The following is a 17,644-nucleotide window of genomic DNA, read 5'->3' on the forward strand; positions in this document are numbered from 1 at the left end:
CTTCATGTAACAGTTGGAGTTGCCCTCATCGCCCTAAAGTTGCTATATCTAGATGTCACGCACCGCCCGATCGCAAAAGCGATCGGATATTGGCTCTGTAGTCAGTCTCGTTTAACCCATCGCCAACGTTAGCGCCTGCTGGATCGATCGCACGTTCCAGGGCGACAATGCGATCCTTCGCAGCCGGATGAGTACTTAAAAAACTGGGAGGGGAAGATTCACCTAGAAGTTTTTCCATAAACGCAACCATTGCCGATTGAGCATAACCCGCCCGCGCTAGAGTCCGCAATCCGCTTTGATCCGCTTCCAATTCCGCCTTGCGGCTTTGCGGACGGTTGACTGCCAAATCCACGCCCAGGGCAATCATAGTATTGCGATTTAGCCCCGCCGCTGTAGCTAATCCGCGCTCGATCGCTACCTGACGCATTTGTGCCACCGCATGACGGCTGACAATATGGCCGATTTCGTGACCCAAAACACTTGCCAGTTGAGCTTCGTTGTCTGCGGTTCTAAGCAACCCAGTGGTGATGTAAACAAATCCCCCCATCGTCGCAAAAGCATTGACGCTATCATTCCTGACCACCTGAAAAGTATAGGGAATATTAGAGCGATCGCTCGCAGCCACCAACCGCTGGCCAACCTCATCCACGTAGTTAGCAATTTGCGGATTGCGGTAAAGCTGAAACTGCCTTCCTAATAGCTGAGCGTTAATCTGCTGCCCAATCTGGACTTCCTGCCGCTCCGACATATTAGACAGCTGGATGACTTGAATTCCCTGAAAAATCAAATCCCTCCAGGGAAGCGCCTGGGTGGGATGAGGTGATAGAGTACACAGGCTCAGCGTCACCATCAAAGAAAGCAACGGATAAAACCAGCGGTGACGAATGCGATCGAAAAAAATAGACTTGAGGTTCAACATATCAGACCAGAGTGACAAAAAATTAAACTCACAACCTTTCCTGAGCAACCTTTGGTTCAATAAGTTTATAAGACAGACGCATTCTCAGTAATTCATGTTGCATTATCGTTCATCCTTCATTGTTCATTTCTCCCACTCCCCCACTCTCCCCCTCCCCCCCTCCCCCGTGTGGTAATCTGGCAAATCAGAACCAGCATCTTCTAGCTGTGCAACTTCTCAGGAACTTTTTACAATAATTGGCTGGCAGGGATTTCTTGACTAAATTTTTTTCTCGATTAGCAACGGACGATACTCCATGAAGAAGATTTTGGACTCTCAAGGTCGCTTGTTCGGCAAACTCAGCATCCTCGATGTGGGCGCTGCTTTAGTGATTCTGCTCGTTGTAGTAGGCATCTTTTTCTTTCCAGGCACTTCCGGTTCCGTAGCTCAATTGGGAGTCACCACAAAACCCGTCGAGGTTGATGTCGTTGTCAGAGGTTTGAGCATACTTAACCCCCAAGAATTAATCAAGGAGTTTCAGACCAAAAAGAAAACCAATATTATTATCCGCAATCAACCCTACGGCCAGGTTGATATCAAATCGGTCAAAGAACTGTCCAGAAGCGTGGTAGTTCCCCAACCCGATGGTTCCGTCAAAGCGCTTCCCGATCCCAGAAAGGATACTTTTAGCACCGATATGCTGATCACCTTAGCTGGTAAAGCCCAAATCACCGCTAATGGCCCTGTTCTCGGCAACAACAAAATCAAAGTCGGTATGCTGCTACAGCTGGAAGGCTTCGAGTATGATTTCAATGCCAGCGTTATCGACGTGCGGATTAAAAGCTAATTAGATGGTGCTTTAGCTCGCATAACACCAACATGGGTAAACTTGCAACATCACTATGGATGATGGCAAGTTTACCCATGTTGTGGTAATAGATTGATTTCATCAATATTTCCCGTTGTCTTAATTGCAGATGAATGTGGGTTGAAGATAAACAGGTTTTCTGTAAAGATTAAGTGAATTTTTTAATACCAGTACAAAAGCATTTATAGCTTCAAAATGCTGACACCAGCCAACTATAGCACTTGTGGATAGGCAATGGGGGGTTAGACCCCACAATCGCTTTTTCATGTTATTCTATGCAAAACGACCGTATATACACCGAATCAAATTTAGAGTCAAGCATACCAAGCCGAAAACTCTGAGGCGATTCAAAAAAAACGAGCAGATTTTTCTCGTTTTTTGGAGTTCAAACAAGAGCATATAGTTAATCAGGTTGAGCGAGAAATGTACTCAGAATGCGTGATGTCCAAGCAGTTCAGCCCTCAATCGGATGAACTTGGCGCATTAGGAACACTGGGGCTGGCGATGGATAAGAAGATCGATGCACCGACTTTTTTGGCTTCTCCTGGCAGCAGTCAAACGACATCGGAATCTGACTTACTCGTTACCGTACCAGCCTGTGTTTACTTGAATCTGGAAGACCTCAAGTGTTTTGAAGTGGTGGATCGGCAATTTCAACGCTGGGGAGTAATATTCCATAACTGTATAGCCATTCATCCTTCTAACCCAGCTTTTCCGGCGCATTCTGGCGCTACAGTACTGATGGGAGCGCCGAAGACAGGATGGCTGGAAGCCACTTTCCTGCAACCAGTTTCTTTTGTCAAAGCCTTTATTACCAGTTCGCAGCGGCTGGTTCTATCAGCCTACGATCGCGATAACCACCGACTCACCCAAGTGGAAATGCCGGGGTCAAATCTAGCCGGATCTAACTCGGCAATTCCCCCGAACATACCGATGATGTTAAAAGCGCCAAATATCCACCGCATTACCTTCTGTGCTTTTGATGGTCAGTTTACCGTTGATGATTTGAATTTTGAGATGTAGGACTGGTAATAGCTTAGGTATCCTAGTAGGTGATATTGTTTCCATCTAGAGATGTGGATATTTATCCATATTTTTAGATACTATTCACCGTTAACAGGTAAGCAACGTGGCACAGGCTTCGTCTTGGTGGCAGCAACTCGTCAACCAGATACCGGACTCGTCGCTTCCAGAATTCAAAAGTAGAGCCTTAAAATCGCTTTCGGGTAAGTATTTCGGGCATCTGGGACTCTGGCTTTCCGGCTTGACTGTAGCGATCGTCATGCTGTTTTGGAACTGGAAGCTTTTATTAGCTACTAGCGTCGGCGTGCTGGTAATGTGGTTGGTCTATCGGCTGCAAGTGTTGGACTGGCAGCTTTATTGGTCAAATCTGCGTCGTTTTTTTGGAGGAGCGAATCGCCAGTTAACTATAGCAGTCGGCAGTGGCGGACTTGCTACCCTCAGCACCTATACGGCAATCTCGATCGGAGTTGACACCGATAGTCCCTGGATCGCTGGTGGTGCAATTCTGCAAGGCTTAGGTACGCTGGCAATCTTGGTATTGCTGATTTGGCAAATTGTGGGACGGCGGGTTTTTCGAGATGAGGCAAAGCTCGATCGAATGCTAGCTTCCCTGACGGATGCTGACCCCCTCAAGCGTTTGATTGCCGTTCGACATCTGACGCGATTTGGCACAAAATATGACTCTTCTCAGCAGCAAGCGATCGCTGAGTACTTTTGCTTGATGCTCTCTCAAGAGTCAGAAGCAGTGATTCGGGATGCGGTTCTCGATGGCTTACAGGCATTCGATCGTCTTCAACAGCTGCCTCTTGGCGAAGGGCCCTTATCAGTACCACCAGATTTAAAGCGAAAAGCCGCCTCCTCACGCCGCCGTGTTCCCTCAAATTTTTAATTTTTAATCTGTACAGGACTTACGCAAAAACTAAGGTTTTGCCCCCTTGCCCCCTCCCCCCAAATCTGGGGCCTCAAGAGTCCTTTTCCCCCCAGATTTGGGGGGCTATTGTGTAAATTTATATGTATAGCAACCGCTCTCGTCGGTTAGGGCAACTCCAACTCTTACCTCTGGTTCATAATCCCTTACTCCGTAACCGTTTTCCCTCTTCCCTCTTCCCTCTTCCCTAGCCCCTAGCCCCTAGCCCCTAGTCCCTAGCTATAATTTTGCTGATGGAATTTGCCCCCCTTTATCCCATTGCATATCGAATTCTCAAACCCGCCTTTAAGAGCTGTCTTTGGGCTGGAACTATTACCCAACCCAGCGTAGCCCTCACTTTTGATGATGGCCCCCACCAAGACTACACACCGCAACTATTAGAAGTTTTAGACCGCTACAACATCACAGCCAGTTTCTTTTGGTTGGGTGCCTGCGTCAACCGGGCACCAGATCTTGCTAAAGAGGTTTATCGCCGGGGACACTGGATTGGTTTGCACGGTTACGATCATCGCGTTTTTCCCAGTCTCTCTCCCGACGAATTCAGGTGGAGTTTACAACAAACCCAAATTGCGATCGCCAACGCCTGCGAACTAGATTTACAAGATGTATACAAGTCTGTCCGAGATGTTCGACCTCCCAACGGCGTCTTTACGCCCCAGACCTTGAAATACTTGCACCAGTGGAACTATCGTCCCGTTATGTGGAGTGTTGTACCCGAAGATTGGGTGCGACCTGGAGTCTCCGTAGTCGTGCAGCGCGTACTGCGGCAGGTTCGCAACGGTTCGCTGATTGTGTTGCACGATGGCGCTTGCGGTGGGCAAGATGTCGCCCAAACCACTGCCCAGATTGTTGAGAGTCTGCTGCAACAAGGGCTGAAATTTGTTACAGTCGATCGGCTTTGGCAGCAAACCAACTACCCCCGCCCCGGATAAGCTACGGACTTTAGTAGTAGAAATGTTAATTTCTCAACCCCGATCGCTCCCATATCACAGATTAGTTCATTAGAATGTCAGATGAGTACTTCAGCAATTTGTCAAGTCAACCTGGACTGAAACGTATTAGTTTAACCTGAAATCTCTCCCCAAAGACTTGGTGGAATTGAAATTCATCCACGTCACTACTGCGATGCCAAAGCTTTTCAGGCGCGGGTTGAACCAGCTTGAGCCTGCTTACCAGGCAAATATCTAGTTCAACCAGCCGATACTAAGCAGCAGTCAACTGCAACGCAGTCAAAAAAGGGGAAAAATACCAGCAACCTGAACTAACTTGACCGAAGGCGAATGATACTCACAATTAATTCAAGGAAATCGACAAAAGATGGGTGCAACAATCTTTTCAGCCTTACTCTCAATAAAACGGACAACAACTAAGTCCAACCAATTCTCTGGCATTCGATCGGGACGGTTCGCCTGAACTTTCCCTTTCTTATCAACCGCAGGTCGCATTATCCAGCTTTTTTGAGATTATGCCACTGTTAAGCATCGCAAGCCAAAAGCCTGTGGTGCAAAAGCGGAATTTTTGATGATTTTCCAGCTTGATGCAGAGGATGAATTAATCGCGTGGATTATATGAAAAACTGCGTGCAATTTTTGTGAGAAAGGCTACAATCGGAAAGATCTTTGCAAGATGCAACGGCAAAGTTATCTACTGCGCTTCCACTTAAGCAATCTCTTTTGCTGCGAAGCTCAGTGTTTTTCCCCTAGCCAGTCAACCATCGATCGAGTATTAAATACTTGTCAGGTGTACCCCTGGCTAGAAAATAGCGATGTCGATACATCACCATTTTTAGTTGTTGATTTGTTAACCCAAAGGAGCATGAGGAACGCGGCATGACCCAGGCTAGCAACGTATTGGAAACCCTCGATCAGCCTGTTAATGATTTTGAACTCTTATTGTTAGAGGACGAAACAGATCGAGACGATTTTTTAGAGGTTTCAACGGAAGAAGACGACGGGAAGCCTGGTAAGGTTCGCACTACCCGTCGTCGAGTTCAAGCCAAGAAGAAGCACTATACAGAAGACTCTATTCGTCTCTACTTGCAAGAAATTGGTCGGATTAGACTCTTGCGGGCGGATGAAGAGATTGAACTGGCACGCAAAATAGCAGATTTACTGGAATTGGAACGCATACGGGAGCAACTTTCCAGCCAGCTAGAACGAGATCCGCACGATAGCGAATGGGCCCAAGCGGTTAGTATGCCGTTACCAGCGTTTCGTCATCGCCTCCATCTGGGTAGGCGGGCGAAGGACAAAATGGTGCAATCCAATCTTCGTTTGGTAGTTTCGATCGCGAAAAAATACATGAATCGGGGGCTGTCATTCCAGGATTTGATCCAGGAAGGCAGCCTCGGTTTAATTCGGGCGGCAGAAAAGTTCGATCACGAAAAAGGCTATAAATTTTCCACCTACGCAACTTGGTGGATTCGTCAGGCGATTACGCGGGCCATAGCCGATCAGTCTCGCACCATCCGCCTGCCTGTTCATCTCTACGAAACCATATCTCGGATTAAGAAAACTACCAAGTTACTTTCCCAAGAAATGGGTCGCAAACCCACTGAAGAAGAAATCGCTACTCGCATGGAAATGACCATTGAGAAGTTGCGGTTCATTGCTAAATCAGCTCAGCTGCCAATTTCTTTAGAAACGCCGATCGGAAAAGAGGAAGATTCCCGACTGGGCGACTTTATTGAATCCGATGGCGAAACACCAGAAGACCAAGTATCTAAAAATCTTCTCAGAGAAGATTTGGAAAGTGTCCTCGACACCTTAAGCCCCCGCGAACGCGATGTTTTGCGTCTGCGCTATGGTTTGGATGATGGACGCATGAAAACTCTGGAGGAAATCGGCCAGATTTTCAACGTCACTCGCGAACGAATTCGCCAAATCGAAGCTAAGGCTCTCCGCAAATTGCGCCATCCCAACCGCAATAGTATTCTCAAAGAATATATTCGGTAGCAAGCAATCTGCTGTCAATCTCAGGCTCCGATAAGTCGCTGTTATCGGAGTTTTTTTATTGTGTATTTTATCTGCGTTTATCTGCGTTTACATATAGCGCTGCGCGAATACATTAGGACAGTATTAAACGCTTAAAGCAAGGCGGGGACTGTGTTTGTACTCAGCACTCAGCACTCAGCACTCAGCACTCAGCACTTTGCTATACCTTAGAAACCGGGTTTCTTGGAGAAACCCGGTTTCTGCGCGGCAAAAGAAATGGGAAATTAGATGAGTCCTAAAAAGTGCAGCACACCTTGGCCGGTGACGAATTCAGTAATCAATGCGGCGACAAAGCCAATCATGGCTAGACGACCGTTCAAATTTTCGGCTCCAGGAGTAAAGCCAAACTTTACATCGTTCCGATTTTGACCTTGCATAGTCCGATCTCCGTTTGGTAACTTTTTGTAACCTCTATGTAAATTAATATAACTAGAACTTGGCAAAAATGCAAGTATCTGCATAAGTCGGTGCTGGGTCTGCCTTGTGGGAGATAGGTTGGAATATATACTGCAAAGCGATCGCGCTGTGGTCAAAACCAGAAACTTTCGGTTCTTCCCTTGTCAAATATGTTCTAGTAGTAGCACAGCTAATTAAAATCTTAGTATGACCGACATATTGATGATGCTGTGCTACTACAAAATGAACAGGAGCTGTAGTAGGGGTACGGCATAATTAAAATCTTAGTATGACCGACATATTGATGATGCTGTGCTACTACTATTGCACAGGCCCGATCGCAATTCTATAAAAAGGGCGGTGAATAAATTCTTTGTGACATTTGTTATGGATTTTTTCTAGGTTTTGTGATATAGCTGAATAAATAAGATTTTGATTTAATTAAACAAAATTATGATAACGCTTCCAGGCTATCAAGTTTTGGCAGAAGTCGATGAAAGCGTCAATTCAATTGTGTATCGCGGGATACGAAATAGCGACAATCTACCCGTTATTCTCAAAGTTCTCAAAAAAGAATATCCAACACTGGACGAAATTCGCAGATACAAGCAGGAATATGAAATTATCAGCCATCTGAACATAGATGGCGTTGTCAAAGGTTATGACTTGCAGAAATATGAGAACACTCCCGTCATTATCCTGGAGGATTTCGGGGGAGAATCCTTAAAAAAATTGATGGCAAGTGTGACCTTTACGCTTTCCGAAAGTCTCCAGATAGCCATCAAGATTACTTTGTGTTTAGGTCAACTGCATCAGCAGAATATCATCCATAAAGATATCAATCCAGCAAATATTGTTTTTAACTTAGAAAGCGGGATTATCAAACTAATCGATTTTGATATTTCCACAGTATTGACGCGGGAAAATTCTATCATTAAAAATCCCAATGTTTTGGAAGGAACTTTAGCTTATATATCGCCAGAGCAAACTGGCAGAATGAATCGATCGCTCGATTACCACACAGATTATTACTCTCTGGGTGTTACCTTTTACGAACTGTTTACAGGACAACTGCCTTGTTATGCTAATGATGCGATCGAATTGGTACACTGTCACATCGCCAAACAGCCAGTACCTCCCTGCGAAGTAAATACAGAAATTCCCAAAGCAGTTTCGGATATTGTTATGAAACTGTTAGAGAAAACTGCCGAAGACAGATATCAAAGCGCTTACGGATTAAAGGCAGATTTAGAAGAATGTTTGGCTCAATTACAACGTAACGGTAATATATCCGATTTCCAAATTGGGAGAAAAGATATTTCTGACAAGTTTCAAATTCCTCAAAAGATATATGGTAGAGAGTCAGAAATTGAGGGTTTAATCAAGACATTTGAACGAGTTATTCAAGGCAGCAGCGAGATGATGCTGGTATCCGGTTATTCCGGCATTGGCAAGACGTCTTTAGTGCAGGAAATTTATAAACCCATTACCAAGCAACGTGGGTATTTCATTGCGGGTAAATTTGACCAGTTTCAGCGCAATATTCCCTACAGTGCTATAGTCAGCGCCTTCTCCGATTTGGTGCGGCAACTTTTAACCGAAAGCGAAGCGCAACTTTGCGGATGGCGAGACAAGCTAAAAGCTGCCTTGGGCGCAAACGGTCAAGTAGTTATCGATTTAATTCCCGAAGTAGAACTGATTGTTGGAAAGCAACAATCAGCGGTAACTTTGCCACCAACAGAAGCTCAAAATCGCTTGAAGTTGGTATTTCAAAACTTTATTAGCGTGTTTGCCAAGGTAGAACATCCTCTAGTAATTTTTCTGGATGACTTACAGTGGGCTGATGCGGCTAGTTTGAAATTGATCGAATTGCTGATGACAACAGCTACAACAGGACTATTTGTAATTGGGGCGTATCGGGATAACGAAGTGAGTGCGGTTCATCCGTTGATGTTGACGTTGGATGAGATTCAAAAAGCGGGCGCAGTTGTAAATCATATATTCCTTGAAGCTTTGGATTTGGCAAATGTTAATCTGTTAATTTCAGATACGCTTCACTGCACACCAGAAAGTTCGCTCCCCTTGGCAGAATTAGTGCTGGAACGGACTAAAGGAAATCCATTTTTTACAAATGAATTTTTGAAATCGCTTTATGCGGAAAATCTGATAAAATTTGACTATCAGCAGGGCGGTTGGCTGTGGTCTATAGAGGGGATTGCGGCGCGAGGATTTACTGATAATGTTGTAGAATTGCTGGCAGACAAGATTCAAAAATTGCCGCATACTACGCAACAAGCGTTGCAACTGGCAGCTTGTGTTGGCAATCAATTTGATTTGGATAAGTTGGCAAACGTTTATAAAAAATCTCCGCAAGAAACAGCAGCGGATTTGCGGGAAGCTGTTGCGGAAGGGCTAATATTGCCTCTTGGCAATAGTGGGAATGTGGAATTAGTTCTCATCTATAGAGAATCCTTCAATGACTCATTACCGATTACCCATTACCGATTACCAGAATACAAGTTTGCTCATGACAGAATTCAGCAAGCAGCATATTCTTTAATTCCTGCATCTAGCAAGCAAGCTGTTCACACGCAAATAGGGCAACTATTGCTGCAAAATACTCCACCCTCTCAGCGAGAACAGAAAATTTTTGATATTCTTAACCAACTGAATTTTGGCATCGAATTAATTAACGTTCAGTCAGAACGGGATGAACTTGCCGAATTAAATTTAATTGCTGGCAAAAAAGCTAAGGCATCGGCAGCGTATCAACCTGCGTTTAATTACCTGAATATTGGCATAGAACTACTTAACAAAGAGAAACCGGGTTTCTCTTCTTGGGAGACGCTGTATAACCTGACTCTGGAACTGTATGTAGAAGCAGCAGAGGCAGCGTACCTCAGCGGTAATTTTGAGGAGATGACTCGATTAGCTGAGGTGGTGCTGGAAGAAGCGCAGATGCTGCTGGACAAAGTGAAAATATATGAAGTAAAAATTCAAGCTTGTATAGCGCAAAACAAATTACTAGAAGCGATAAAAACAGCGCTACAAGTTCTGAAGTTGTTGGGAGTGAGGTTACCTGAAAAACCGAAAAAATTAAATATTTTGCTTGCCTTGTTGGGAACAAAGTTAGCTTTAGTTGGGAAAAGAATCGACGACTTAATAGAACTGCCGATAATGACCGATCCCATCAAGTTAGCGGCAATGCGTATCTTATCCAGTATAGTTACTGCCACGTATTTTGCAGTTCCCGAACTGATGCCGCTGATTGTGTTTAAACAAGTCAATTTATCTCTTAAACATGGCAATGCTTCTGAGTCGTGCCATGCTTATGGTGTTTATGGTTTAATTCTCTGCGGGGTAGTGGGAGACATTGATTCTGGTTATCAATTTGGACAACTGGCTTCAAGCTTGGTGTCGCGGTTGAATGCTGAAAATATCAAAGCTAGGACGTTTGGTATAGTTAATGGCAGTGTCAATCATTGGAAAGAACATCTTAATATTTCATTAAAACATTTATTAGAAGCTTATCAAAGCGGATTGGAAACAGGAGATTTAGAGTATGCTGCTTATGCAGTATGGTCTTACTCCTCTTTCTCATATTTTATGGGCAAAGAGCTAACAATCGTTGAACGGGAAATGGCGACATACAGCGATACTATCGACAAATTCAAGCAACAAACAGCCCTTAATTATTATAAAATGTACCATCAGGTAGTTTTAAACTTGTTGGGTAGTTCTAACAATCCCTCTCGTTTAGCTGGTGAATCGTATGTCGAGGAGACTATGCTGCCACTTCATCAGCGAGCGAACGATAAAACTGCAATTTGCTTCTTATATATAAACAAACTTAGGCTCTCTTATCTGTTCCACGAGTACGCTGAAGCTGTTGAAAATTCAGCTATAGTCGAAAAGCATTTAGACGCTGTGGCGGGACTGCCTGAAGTTCCTTTATTCCATTTTTATGATTCTCTAGCTCGACTTGCTGTGTTTCATAATTTCGAGAAGCCGGAACAAAAGCGTATCCTGTCTAAAGTAACAGCCAATCAGAAAAAGATGAAGAAATGGGCGCATCATTGCACGATGAATTATTTGCATAAATTTTATTTGGTGGAGGCAGAACGGTATCGAGTCATCGGTGAAGATGCGAATGCAAGGGATTTGTACGATCGCGCTATTTCCCTCGCCAAAGAAAACGAATTCATCAACGAAGAAGCATTAGCTAACGAACTAGCAGCTAAATTTTATTTATTCCGAAATAAAATCAAACTCGCCCAATTTTATATGCAGGAAGCCCGTTATTGCTATCTCAGATGGGGTGCAATTGCTAAGGTCAAGGATTTGGATGCGCGATATTCCCAATTGTTACATAAAAAGTCCGAAATTGCCACAACAGAAACAATTGCCAAGACAACAAATTTTTCAACTACAACTGGAAACAGTAGTTCATCAGCACTGGATTTTTCAACAGTGATGAAAGCATCGCAGTCGATCGCTAGTGAAATTGTGTTGGATAAATTGCTGGCTTCTTTGATGAAAATTCTGATCGAAAACGCGGGAGCTACAAATGGCTTTCTTATCTTGCCTAAAGACGGAAACCTACTAATCGAAGCATCATCAACGGTAGATTCCAAAGAAGTAGCGGTGTTGCAATCTCTGCCAATCGATGCTGGTGATAATTTACCTATAACAGTGATTAATTATGTAGAGAGAACTCGCTCTGATGTGGTTTTAAGTGATGCTGCGTGTGAGGGAGTGTTTACCACCGATCCTTATATTTTGTCAAATAAATTAAAGTCTGTGTTATGTACTACTATCGTTAATCAAGGTAATCTCATCGCTATTCTTTACTTGGAAAACAACTTAACTGACGGAGCATTTACACCCGATAGGTTAGAAGTTTTAAGAATGCTTTCTTCTCAGGCAGCTATCTCCTTAGAAAATGCTCTACTTTATGCCAATTTGGAACAGAAAGTGCAAGAGCGAACGCGGGAATTAAAAACTAAAGAAGCCAGTCTTGCCGAAGCTCAAAAACTAGCACAACTCGGCAGTTGGGAATTAGATTTAGCCACACAAGAAATTACTTGGACTGAGGAAATGTTCAGAATTCATGGAGTTAATTCAAACCAAGATAACCCGAACTTATGGCAATATTTTCAACTGATTCATCCGGATGAGAGAACTTCGATTCAAGAACGATTAGAAGGGATTATTAATACAGGGGAAACTTATGAAATTGAGTATCGGCTTTTACGAACTGATGCTTGTGTAAGATATATTTCTGCTAAGGTACAGGCTACTTTAAATGAGTCGGGTAAAGTGATTAAGCTGTTCGGAACTTTACAAGATATCACGGAACGCAAGTTAGCAGAGATAGCACTCCAACAATCTGAAGCACAATTAAGACAAACTCTACAGGAACTTAAACGCACCCAATCTCAATTAATTCAGACGGAAAAAATGTCGAGTTTGGGGCAGATGGTGGCAGGTGTGGCGCACGAAATTAATAATCCGATTGGCTTTATTTACGGGAATCTGACTCCGGCGTCGCAATACGTTCAAGACTTAGTAAAGTTGATTCGTCTATACCAAGAAAGCTATCCTCATCCCACAGATGAGATATTAGATACTACTGAGGAAATCGACTTAGAATTTCTGGTAGAAGACTTGCAAAAACTGATGGCTTCGATGAAAAACGGGGCCGATCGCATCCGCATTATTGTGCTTGGGTTGCGGAATTTCTCGCGCCTGGATGAATCGGATATGAAGCCGGTGGATATTCACGAAGGGATTGATAGTACTCTGTTAATTTTGCAGCATCGTCTGCACCCTACCCAGGCGGAAACAATGGGAAAAAATGTCAAAATTACTGATATAAAGGTGATTAAAGAGTATGGAAAACTGCCGCTGGTTACTTGTTATGCTTCTCAGATGAATCAGGTGTTTATGAATATTTTCAATAATGCGATCGAAGCACTGAAAGAGAAGAAAGATTCTCCAATCCAAAATCCGCAGATTCGCATTCGCACTGAGGTAACTTCTTTAGAGTGTGTGAAAATAACTATTTGTGATAATGGCCTTGGTATGACTGAGGATGTGCTTAGTAAGATATTCGATCCGTTTTTTACAACAAAACCAGTGGGGAGTGGTACTGGTTTGGGATTGTCGATTTCCTATCAAATTGTAGTAGAAAAACACGGCGGACAAATAAGTTGTGTTTCACTACCGGGAGAGGGGGCGGAGTTTGCGATCGATCTTCCGATTAAACCGAAAAAATAGGATTACCCTCTTTTCCCTGACGACTAAAGTTAGTCTATACATTGGATAATAACATTTGTTCTAACAGCCATTTGTTAGAAGTGTTATCCAGCGTTGGAAGCAGGCGAAAGTTAAAATATTCTTCCCATATATCAATCCCATAACGGTTGGTGAAGTCGCTCTCTAGCTGCTGGAAGTGGAAGAAGTTTCGATTGCCGATCGCACTAAGTAACGAGATTAATTCCGTAATGGGAATTTCGGTAACTAGCCCTGTTAGTTGCGCTTCAGTCATCTTGTTTGTCCTCAAAATTATTATCTTTATTCCCTAGCCCCTTCCTTGAGGCCATATCGCCATGCCGGTTTCTGGGTCAAATAGATGAATTTTGTCAGGTGCGATCGATAGCCAAAGTGTCTCACCTATCTGTACAGAGCGATCGGGTGCAACTCGCACTTGTAAAGTAGAAGAATTGGCAGTCGCTTCTGTGAGATGAACAGATAGAACTGTTTCGTTGCCCAGTGCTTCCACTAGGTCTACTTGAACTTGCAAATTTTTCGGTGCTGGCAGACTTATGCTCAGATGTTCTGGACGAATACCTAAAGTTAAAGAACAGTTGTCGTACTTTTGTAATGCACGCTCCCAGATGTCTGGTAAGGTGAGGCGGAATTGGGGATTTGTAATTAAGAAAGGAGCTTGAAACTGTACGGGGAGAAAATTCATGGGGGGTGAACCAATGAATTCGGCGACAAATCGGTTGGCTGGATGGTTGTATAGTTCCAAGGGGTGAGCCAATTGCTGGATTTGACCTCGATCCATGACAGCAATGCGATCGCCCATCGTCATCGCTTCCGTCTGATCGTGGGTAACGTAGATGGTAGTCGTACCTAACTGTCGCTGTAATTTGACTATTTGAGCGCGAGTTTCGGCTCTGAGTTTGGCATCTAAGTTAGAAAGCGGTTCATCCATCAAAAAAACTTGGGGATTGCGTGCGATCGCTCTTCCCAATGCTACCCGCTGTTTTTGTCCTCCAGATAACTGTTTTGGCAATCGCGTGAGCAATGTTTCAATTTGCAGCAATCCAGCGACGAGACGCACCTGCTCATCTACAGCTTTTTCTCGCTCAGTGAGATAGTTTAGTTTTTTAGGGAGCGATCGCGTTATTCCCACCAACAGAGTGCTGAGTGCTGAGTGCTGAGTGCCCTTCTGCTCCACCGCTCCCCCGCTCATCCGCCGCAAACCAAAGGCAATATTGTCATAAACTGTCATGTGGGGATAGAGGGCGTAATTTTGAAACACCATCGCGATGTCTCGTTCCTTGGGGGGCAAATCGTTGACGAGGCGATCGCCCACCCAAATATTACCGCCAGTCAACTCCTCCAACCCAGCAATCAAGCGCAGCAGCGTACTTTTACCGCAACCGGATGGCCCCACCAATACCATAAATTCGCCATCTTTCACCGTTAGGTTAATGCGCCTCAAGACAGCCTGTTCGGGACTCTTAACTGGGGATTCTAGCGCGATCGAGAGATCCTCTGTTCCCCTGTTGTCTTTCTCGCCCTTGCGACCTGAAAAGCTTTTGTAAACGTTTTCTAGTACAACCTGTGCCACAATGATTTCCAGTCTCTTTTTATTTAGATCTATTTTCGCTAATCTCTAACCGTAATTTCAATGATGGATTATACATTTTTTGCAGCTACTCAACTACAGGTTAACTTTCCTTCATGTTTTTCTTCCACAATCTGACGAAAAATCGATAAGCATTCTTTATAAAAAAACTAATTGCAAATAATGCTATAGTGTGTTAAAAAATCTTTAACTAATAATTAGCATTCTAGGTGGTCAGAACATGAAACTAAAAATTATAGCCAGTGCCGTAATGTTTCCGCTGCTGTGGTTAGCAGCAGTCTCTGCCGAAAATCTTCCAAAATCTAAACATTTTACAGAATATCGTGAATGTAAAACTTGCAACGTGCCTGCACAATTTTCAAAACAGTTATCACCAATCGATTCCCTAATTCAATCGGGTATTCAGCAGCGCAGATCTGGCAATTACCAACAATCAATTGCCACTCTCGAACAAGCTTTGAAACTCGCACAGCAATCTGGAAATTTAGATGGGGAGTGGCAAGCACGCACATTTTTGGCATTAACTTATAAAATAGCTGGTAATTTGCAGAAAGCCGCCGAATTGCACGAGCAAAATTTAGTATTTGTTCGGAAACACCCAAACGAACTGGCCAGCGAACCGATGAATCGCGAAACTGCTTCCCTAGAAGCTTTAAGCGGAGTTTATACTTCGCAGAAAAATTACGCCAAAGCCATTGAATTACTGAGAGAAGAACTGAAAATAGTAGAAACGAAAGACACCAATACAGGCAGCTTGGCCAAGCCTAAAATCATCCAAAAGTTGGGAGTAAATTTATTTCTAAGCGGCAATGTAAAAGAAGCAGAAAAAACTCTATTAGCAGCTTTTGAAGCTTATGAGAATGCGCGGCTGTTTAGATTAAATGCGGGAATGCCCGCCATAGGCGAATATGAATTTGAAGTAGAGGTTCTGCGCTGGCTGCAACAAGTATTGGTAACGCAAAATAGAACAGACGAAGCGTTAGAGTTAGCAGAACGCGGTCGTTCTCGCGCTTTTGTCGGATTATTGGCAAGTCGTTTGGCTAATAACTCCAGATTGCAGATTAATGTTGATTCACCTAACATTAATCAAATCAAACAAATTGCTAAAGCACAGAATTCAACTTTAGTAGAATATACTGTTACTTATGAATATGACCCTGACTTACCATTACAGTTTAGTAATTATCGAGATATACGTGCGACCGGCTTGTTAATTTGGGTAGTAAAACCAACAGGTGAAATCGGATTTCGACAAGTGAAACTAGAGCAAAATAATGCTTTGTTAGGAGAACTGGTTCAAAACGCTCGCAATTCGATCGGTGCTAGAGGTAGAGGCTTTGCAATAATTGCTAGCGCCGAGACGCAGAATACTTCTGTTAACAACAAAAAACTACAGCAACTCCATCAAATTTTAATAGATCCGATCGCACAGCAACTGCCAACCGATCAAAATGCTCGCATTACCTTTATTCCGCAAGACTTACTATTTCTAGTTCCTTTTGCTGCACTTCAAGACAGTGCTGGAAAATATCTAATTGAAAAACATACTATTATCACAGCGCCATCGATTCAAGTTTTAGATTTAACCCGCCAGCAACAGCAACGCATCCAGGAAGTTGCCAAAGGTGTTTTGGTAGTGGGGAATCCTACTATGCCAAGTTTGTCCCAGGAAGGCGGTTCACCCGAACAATTACCCAGTTTACCAGGAGCAGAACGGGAAGCAAAAGCGATCGCACAACTCTTCAACTCCCAAGCTATCATCGGTAACGACGCAACTAAGGCAACTGTAGAGCAGCGGATGTCCCAAGCGCGAATTATTCACCTAGCAACTCATGGAATTCTCGATGATGTGGGAGGCGTCTTCAGTTCCCTCGCCTTCGCTCCAGCAAGTGGGGATAATGGTTTTCTGAATGCTAGAGAAATTCTTGCTCTGAAGCTAAATGCCGAATTGGTTGTTTTGAGCGCCTGCGACACAGGGAAAGGTAAAATTACCGGCGATGGAGTTGTAGGACTTTCCCGTTCCTTCATCAGTGCAGGCATACCCAGCATCATAGTCTCTCTGTGGTCTGTACCCGATAGCCCTACCGCTCAACTCATGACCGCATTTTATCAGAATCTCAAAAACGGTTCCGATAAAGCGCAAGCACTGCGAATCGCAATGCTTCAGACAATGAAACAATTCCCCAACCCAAGAGACTGGGCAGCATTTACCCTCATTGGCGAAGCTGATACCTCTAAGACCCTTGCTACAGTAATGGGTGATAGTTCTTCTGGCAGTGGCAATTCCGTTCAGGCAACTGCATCGCGTTATACGGTTTTTCCTTTACCCGACAATGTAAAGAACTACACTGAATTTCCTTCCCGTTTTGTCCAAGGCGAGGTAGATGTATTTTTTACAAGTAACCTCAGTGCGGAAGAACTGATTAAGTTTTATCGGCAAGCTTTTATACAGAAAGGACTGACTGAGCGATCGAATTTGGCTAGAATCGACGAAACAGGTTTTCAGTTAGTTTTTTACGGTTCCCCTAACGGTCATCCAATTACGATTCAAGGTAGTAGCGTGGGAACTGATTATCGTACTGTTAGCATCCGTTTTGAGGAGAAATAAGTAGTAGGGTAGACAGTGCTTACCAACAGGAAATAACTTTTTTAATCT

At 43.7% G+C, this 17,644-nt stretch carries 13 protein-coding genes; 7 read left to right on the forward strand and 6 right to left on the reverse strand.

The window, feature by feature from the left end; translation table 11 throughout:
* Nucleotides 1-55: 55 nt before the first annotated feature.
* Nucleotides 56-919 carry a M48 family metallopeptidase gene (locus tag LAY57_RS02740; RefSeq protein ID WP_420839058.1) on the reverse strand — a complete coding sequence of 288 codons (864 nt, stop codon included), beginning with the start codon at nt 917-919 and terminating at the stop codon, nt 56-58.
* A gap of 295 nt (nt 920-1,214) precedes the next feature.
* Here LAY57_RS02740 and LAY57_RS02745 point away from each other — a divergent pair, with 295 nt between their 5' ends.
* The 4 genes from LAY57_RS02745 to LAY57_RS02760 all read left to right on the forward strand — a co-directional run bounded on the left by LAY57_RS02745 (nt 1,215) and on the right by LAY57_RS02760 (nt 4,649).
* A complete protein-coding gene (locus LAY57_RS02745) occupies nt 1,215-1,745 on the forward strand; it encodes a DUF4330 domain-containing protein (RefSeq protein ID WP_249064759.1) in 531 nt (176 codons plus the stop codon).
* A gap of 399 nt (nt 1,746-2,144) precedes the next feature.
* Nucleotides 2,145-2,789 (forward strand): hypothetical protein, encoded by a 645-nt coding sequence (locus LAY57_RS02750; protein ID WP_249064760.1) that lies wholly within the window; start codon nt 2,145-2,147, stop codon nt 2,787-2,789.
* Nucleotides 2,790-2,895: 106 nt separating this feature from the next.
* Nucleotides 2,896-3,678: a hypothetical protein gene (locus LAY57_RS02755; protein WP_249064761.1), complete on the forward strand. Its 783-nt coding sequence runs from the start codon at nt 2,896-2,898 to the stop codon at nt 3,676-3,678.
* A 272-nt stretch (nt 3,679-3,950) separates the two neighbouring features.
* On the forward strand, nt 3,951-4,649 hold the full coding sequence (locus LAY57_RS02760; RefSeq protein ID WP_249064762.1) for a polysaccharide deacetylase family protein: 699 nt from the start codon (nt 3,951-3,953) through the stop codon (nt 4,647-4,649).
* 366 nt (nt 4,650-5,015) lie between these two features.
* Here LAY57_RS02760 and LAY57_RS02765 read toward each other — a convergent pair whose 3' ends face one another.
* On the reverse strand, nt 5,016-5,162 hold the full coding sequence (locus tag LAY57_RS02765) for a hypothetical protein (RefSeq protein ID WP_249064763.1): 147 nt from the start codon (nt 5,160-5,162) through the stop codon (nt 5,016-5,018).
* A gap of 384 nt (nt 5,163-5,546) precedes the next feature.
* Here LAY57_RS02765 and rpoD point away from each other — a divergent pair, with 384 nt between their 5' ends.
* Nucleotides 5,547-6,671 carry an RNA polymerase sigma factor RpoD gene (gene rpoD, locus LAY57_RS02770; RefSeq protein WP_249064764.1) on the forward strand — a complete coding sequence of 375 codons (1,125 nt, stop codon included), beginning with the start codon at nt 5,547-5,549 and terminating at the stop codon, nt 6,669-6,671.
* A gap of 263 nt (nt 6,672-6,934) precedes the next feature.
* On the opposite strand, the gene LAY57_RS02775 is transcribed toward rpoD, so the two are convergent.
* Together LAY57_RS02775 and LAY57_RS35705 are read right to left on the reverse strand one after the other, a co-directional pair.
* Nucleotides 6,935-7,087 (reverse strand): CAB/ELIP/HLIP family chlorophyll-binding protein, encoded by a 153-nt coding sequence (locus LAY57_RS02775; protein ID WP_249064765.1) that lies wholly within the window; start codon nt 7,085-7,087, stop codon nt 6,935-6,937.
* Between the two features lie 52 nt (nt 7,088-7,139).
* A complete protein-coding gene (locus tag LAY57_RS35705) occupies nt 7,140-7,274 on the reverse strand; it encodes a hypothetical protein (RefSeq protein ID WP_275993525.1) in 135 nt (44 codons plus the stop codon).
* A 285-nt stretch (nt 7,275-7,559) separates the two neighbouring features.
* Here LAY57_RS35705 and LAY57_RS02780 point away from each other — a divergent pair, with 285 nt between their 5' ends.
* Nucleotides 7,560-13,385, forward strand: coding sequence for a trifunctional serine/threonine-protein kinase/ATP-binding protein/sensor histidine kinase (locus LAY57_RS02780; protein WP_249064766.1), 5,826 nt, complete (start codon nt 7,560-7,562; stop codon nt 13,383-13,385).
* Between the two features lie 34 nt (nt 13,386-13,419).
* Here the strand turns inward: LAY57_RS02780 and LAY57_RS02785 are convergent, their stop codons facing one another.
* Both LAY57_RS02785 and LAY57_RS02790 read right to left on the reverse strand, forming a co-directional pair.
* Entirely contained in the window at nt 13,420-13,656 is a 237-nt protein-coding gene (locus LAY57_RS02785; protein WP_249064767.1) for a hypothetical protein, read from the reverse strand.
* Nucleotides 13,657-13,689: 33 nt separating this feature from the next.
* A complete protein-coding gene (locus LAY57_RS02790; protein WP_338022343.1) occupies nt 13,690-14,970 on the reverse strand; it encodes an ABC transporter ATP-binding protein in 1,281 nt (426 codons plus the stop codon).
* 238 nt (nt 14,971-15,208) lie between these two features.
* On the opposite strand from LAY57_RS02790, the gene LAY57_RS02795 reads away from it, so the two are divergent.
* Nucleotides 15,209-17,596 carry a CHAT domain-containing protein gene (locus LAY57_RS02795; protein WP_249064768.1) on the forward strand — a complete coding sequence of 796 codons (2,388 nt, stop codon included), beginning with the start codon at nt 15,209-15,211 and terminating at the stop codon, nt 17,594-17,596.
* The last annotated feature ends 48 nt before the right edge of the window (nt 17,597-17,644 follow it).

This window comes from Argonema antarcticum A004/B2 (assembly GCF_023333585.1).
Classification (GTDB): domain Bacteria; phylum Cyanobacteriota; class Cyanobacteriia; order Cyanobacteriales; family Aerosakkonemataceae; genus Argonema; species Argonema antarcticum.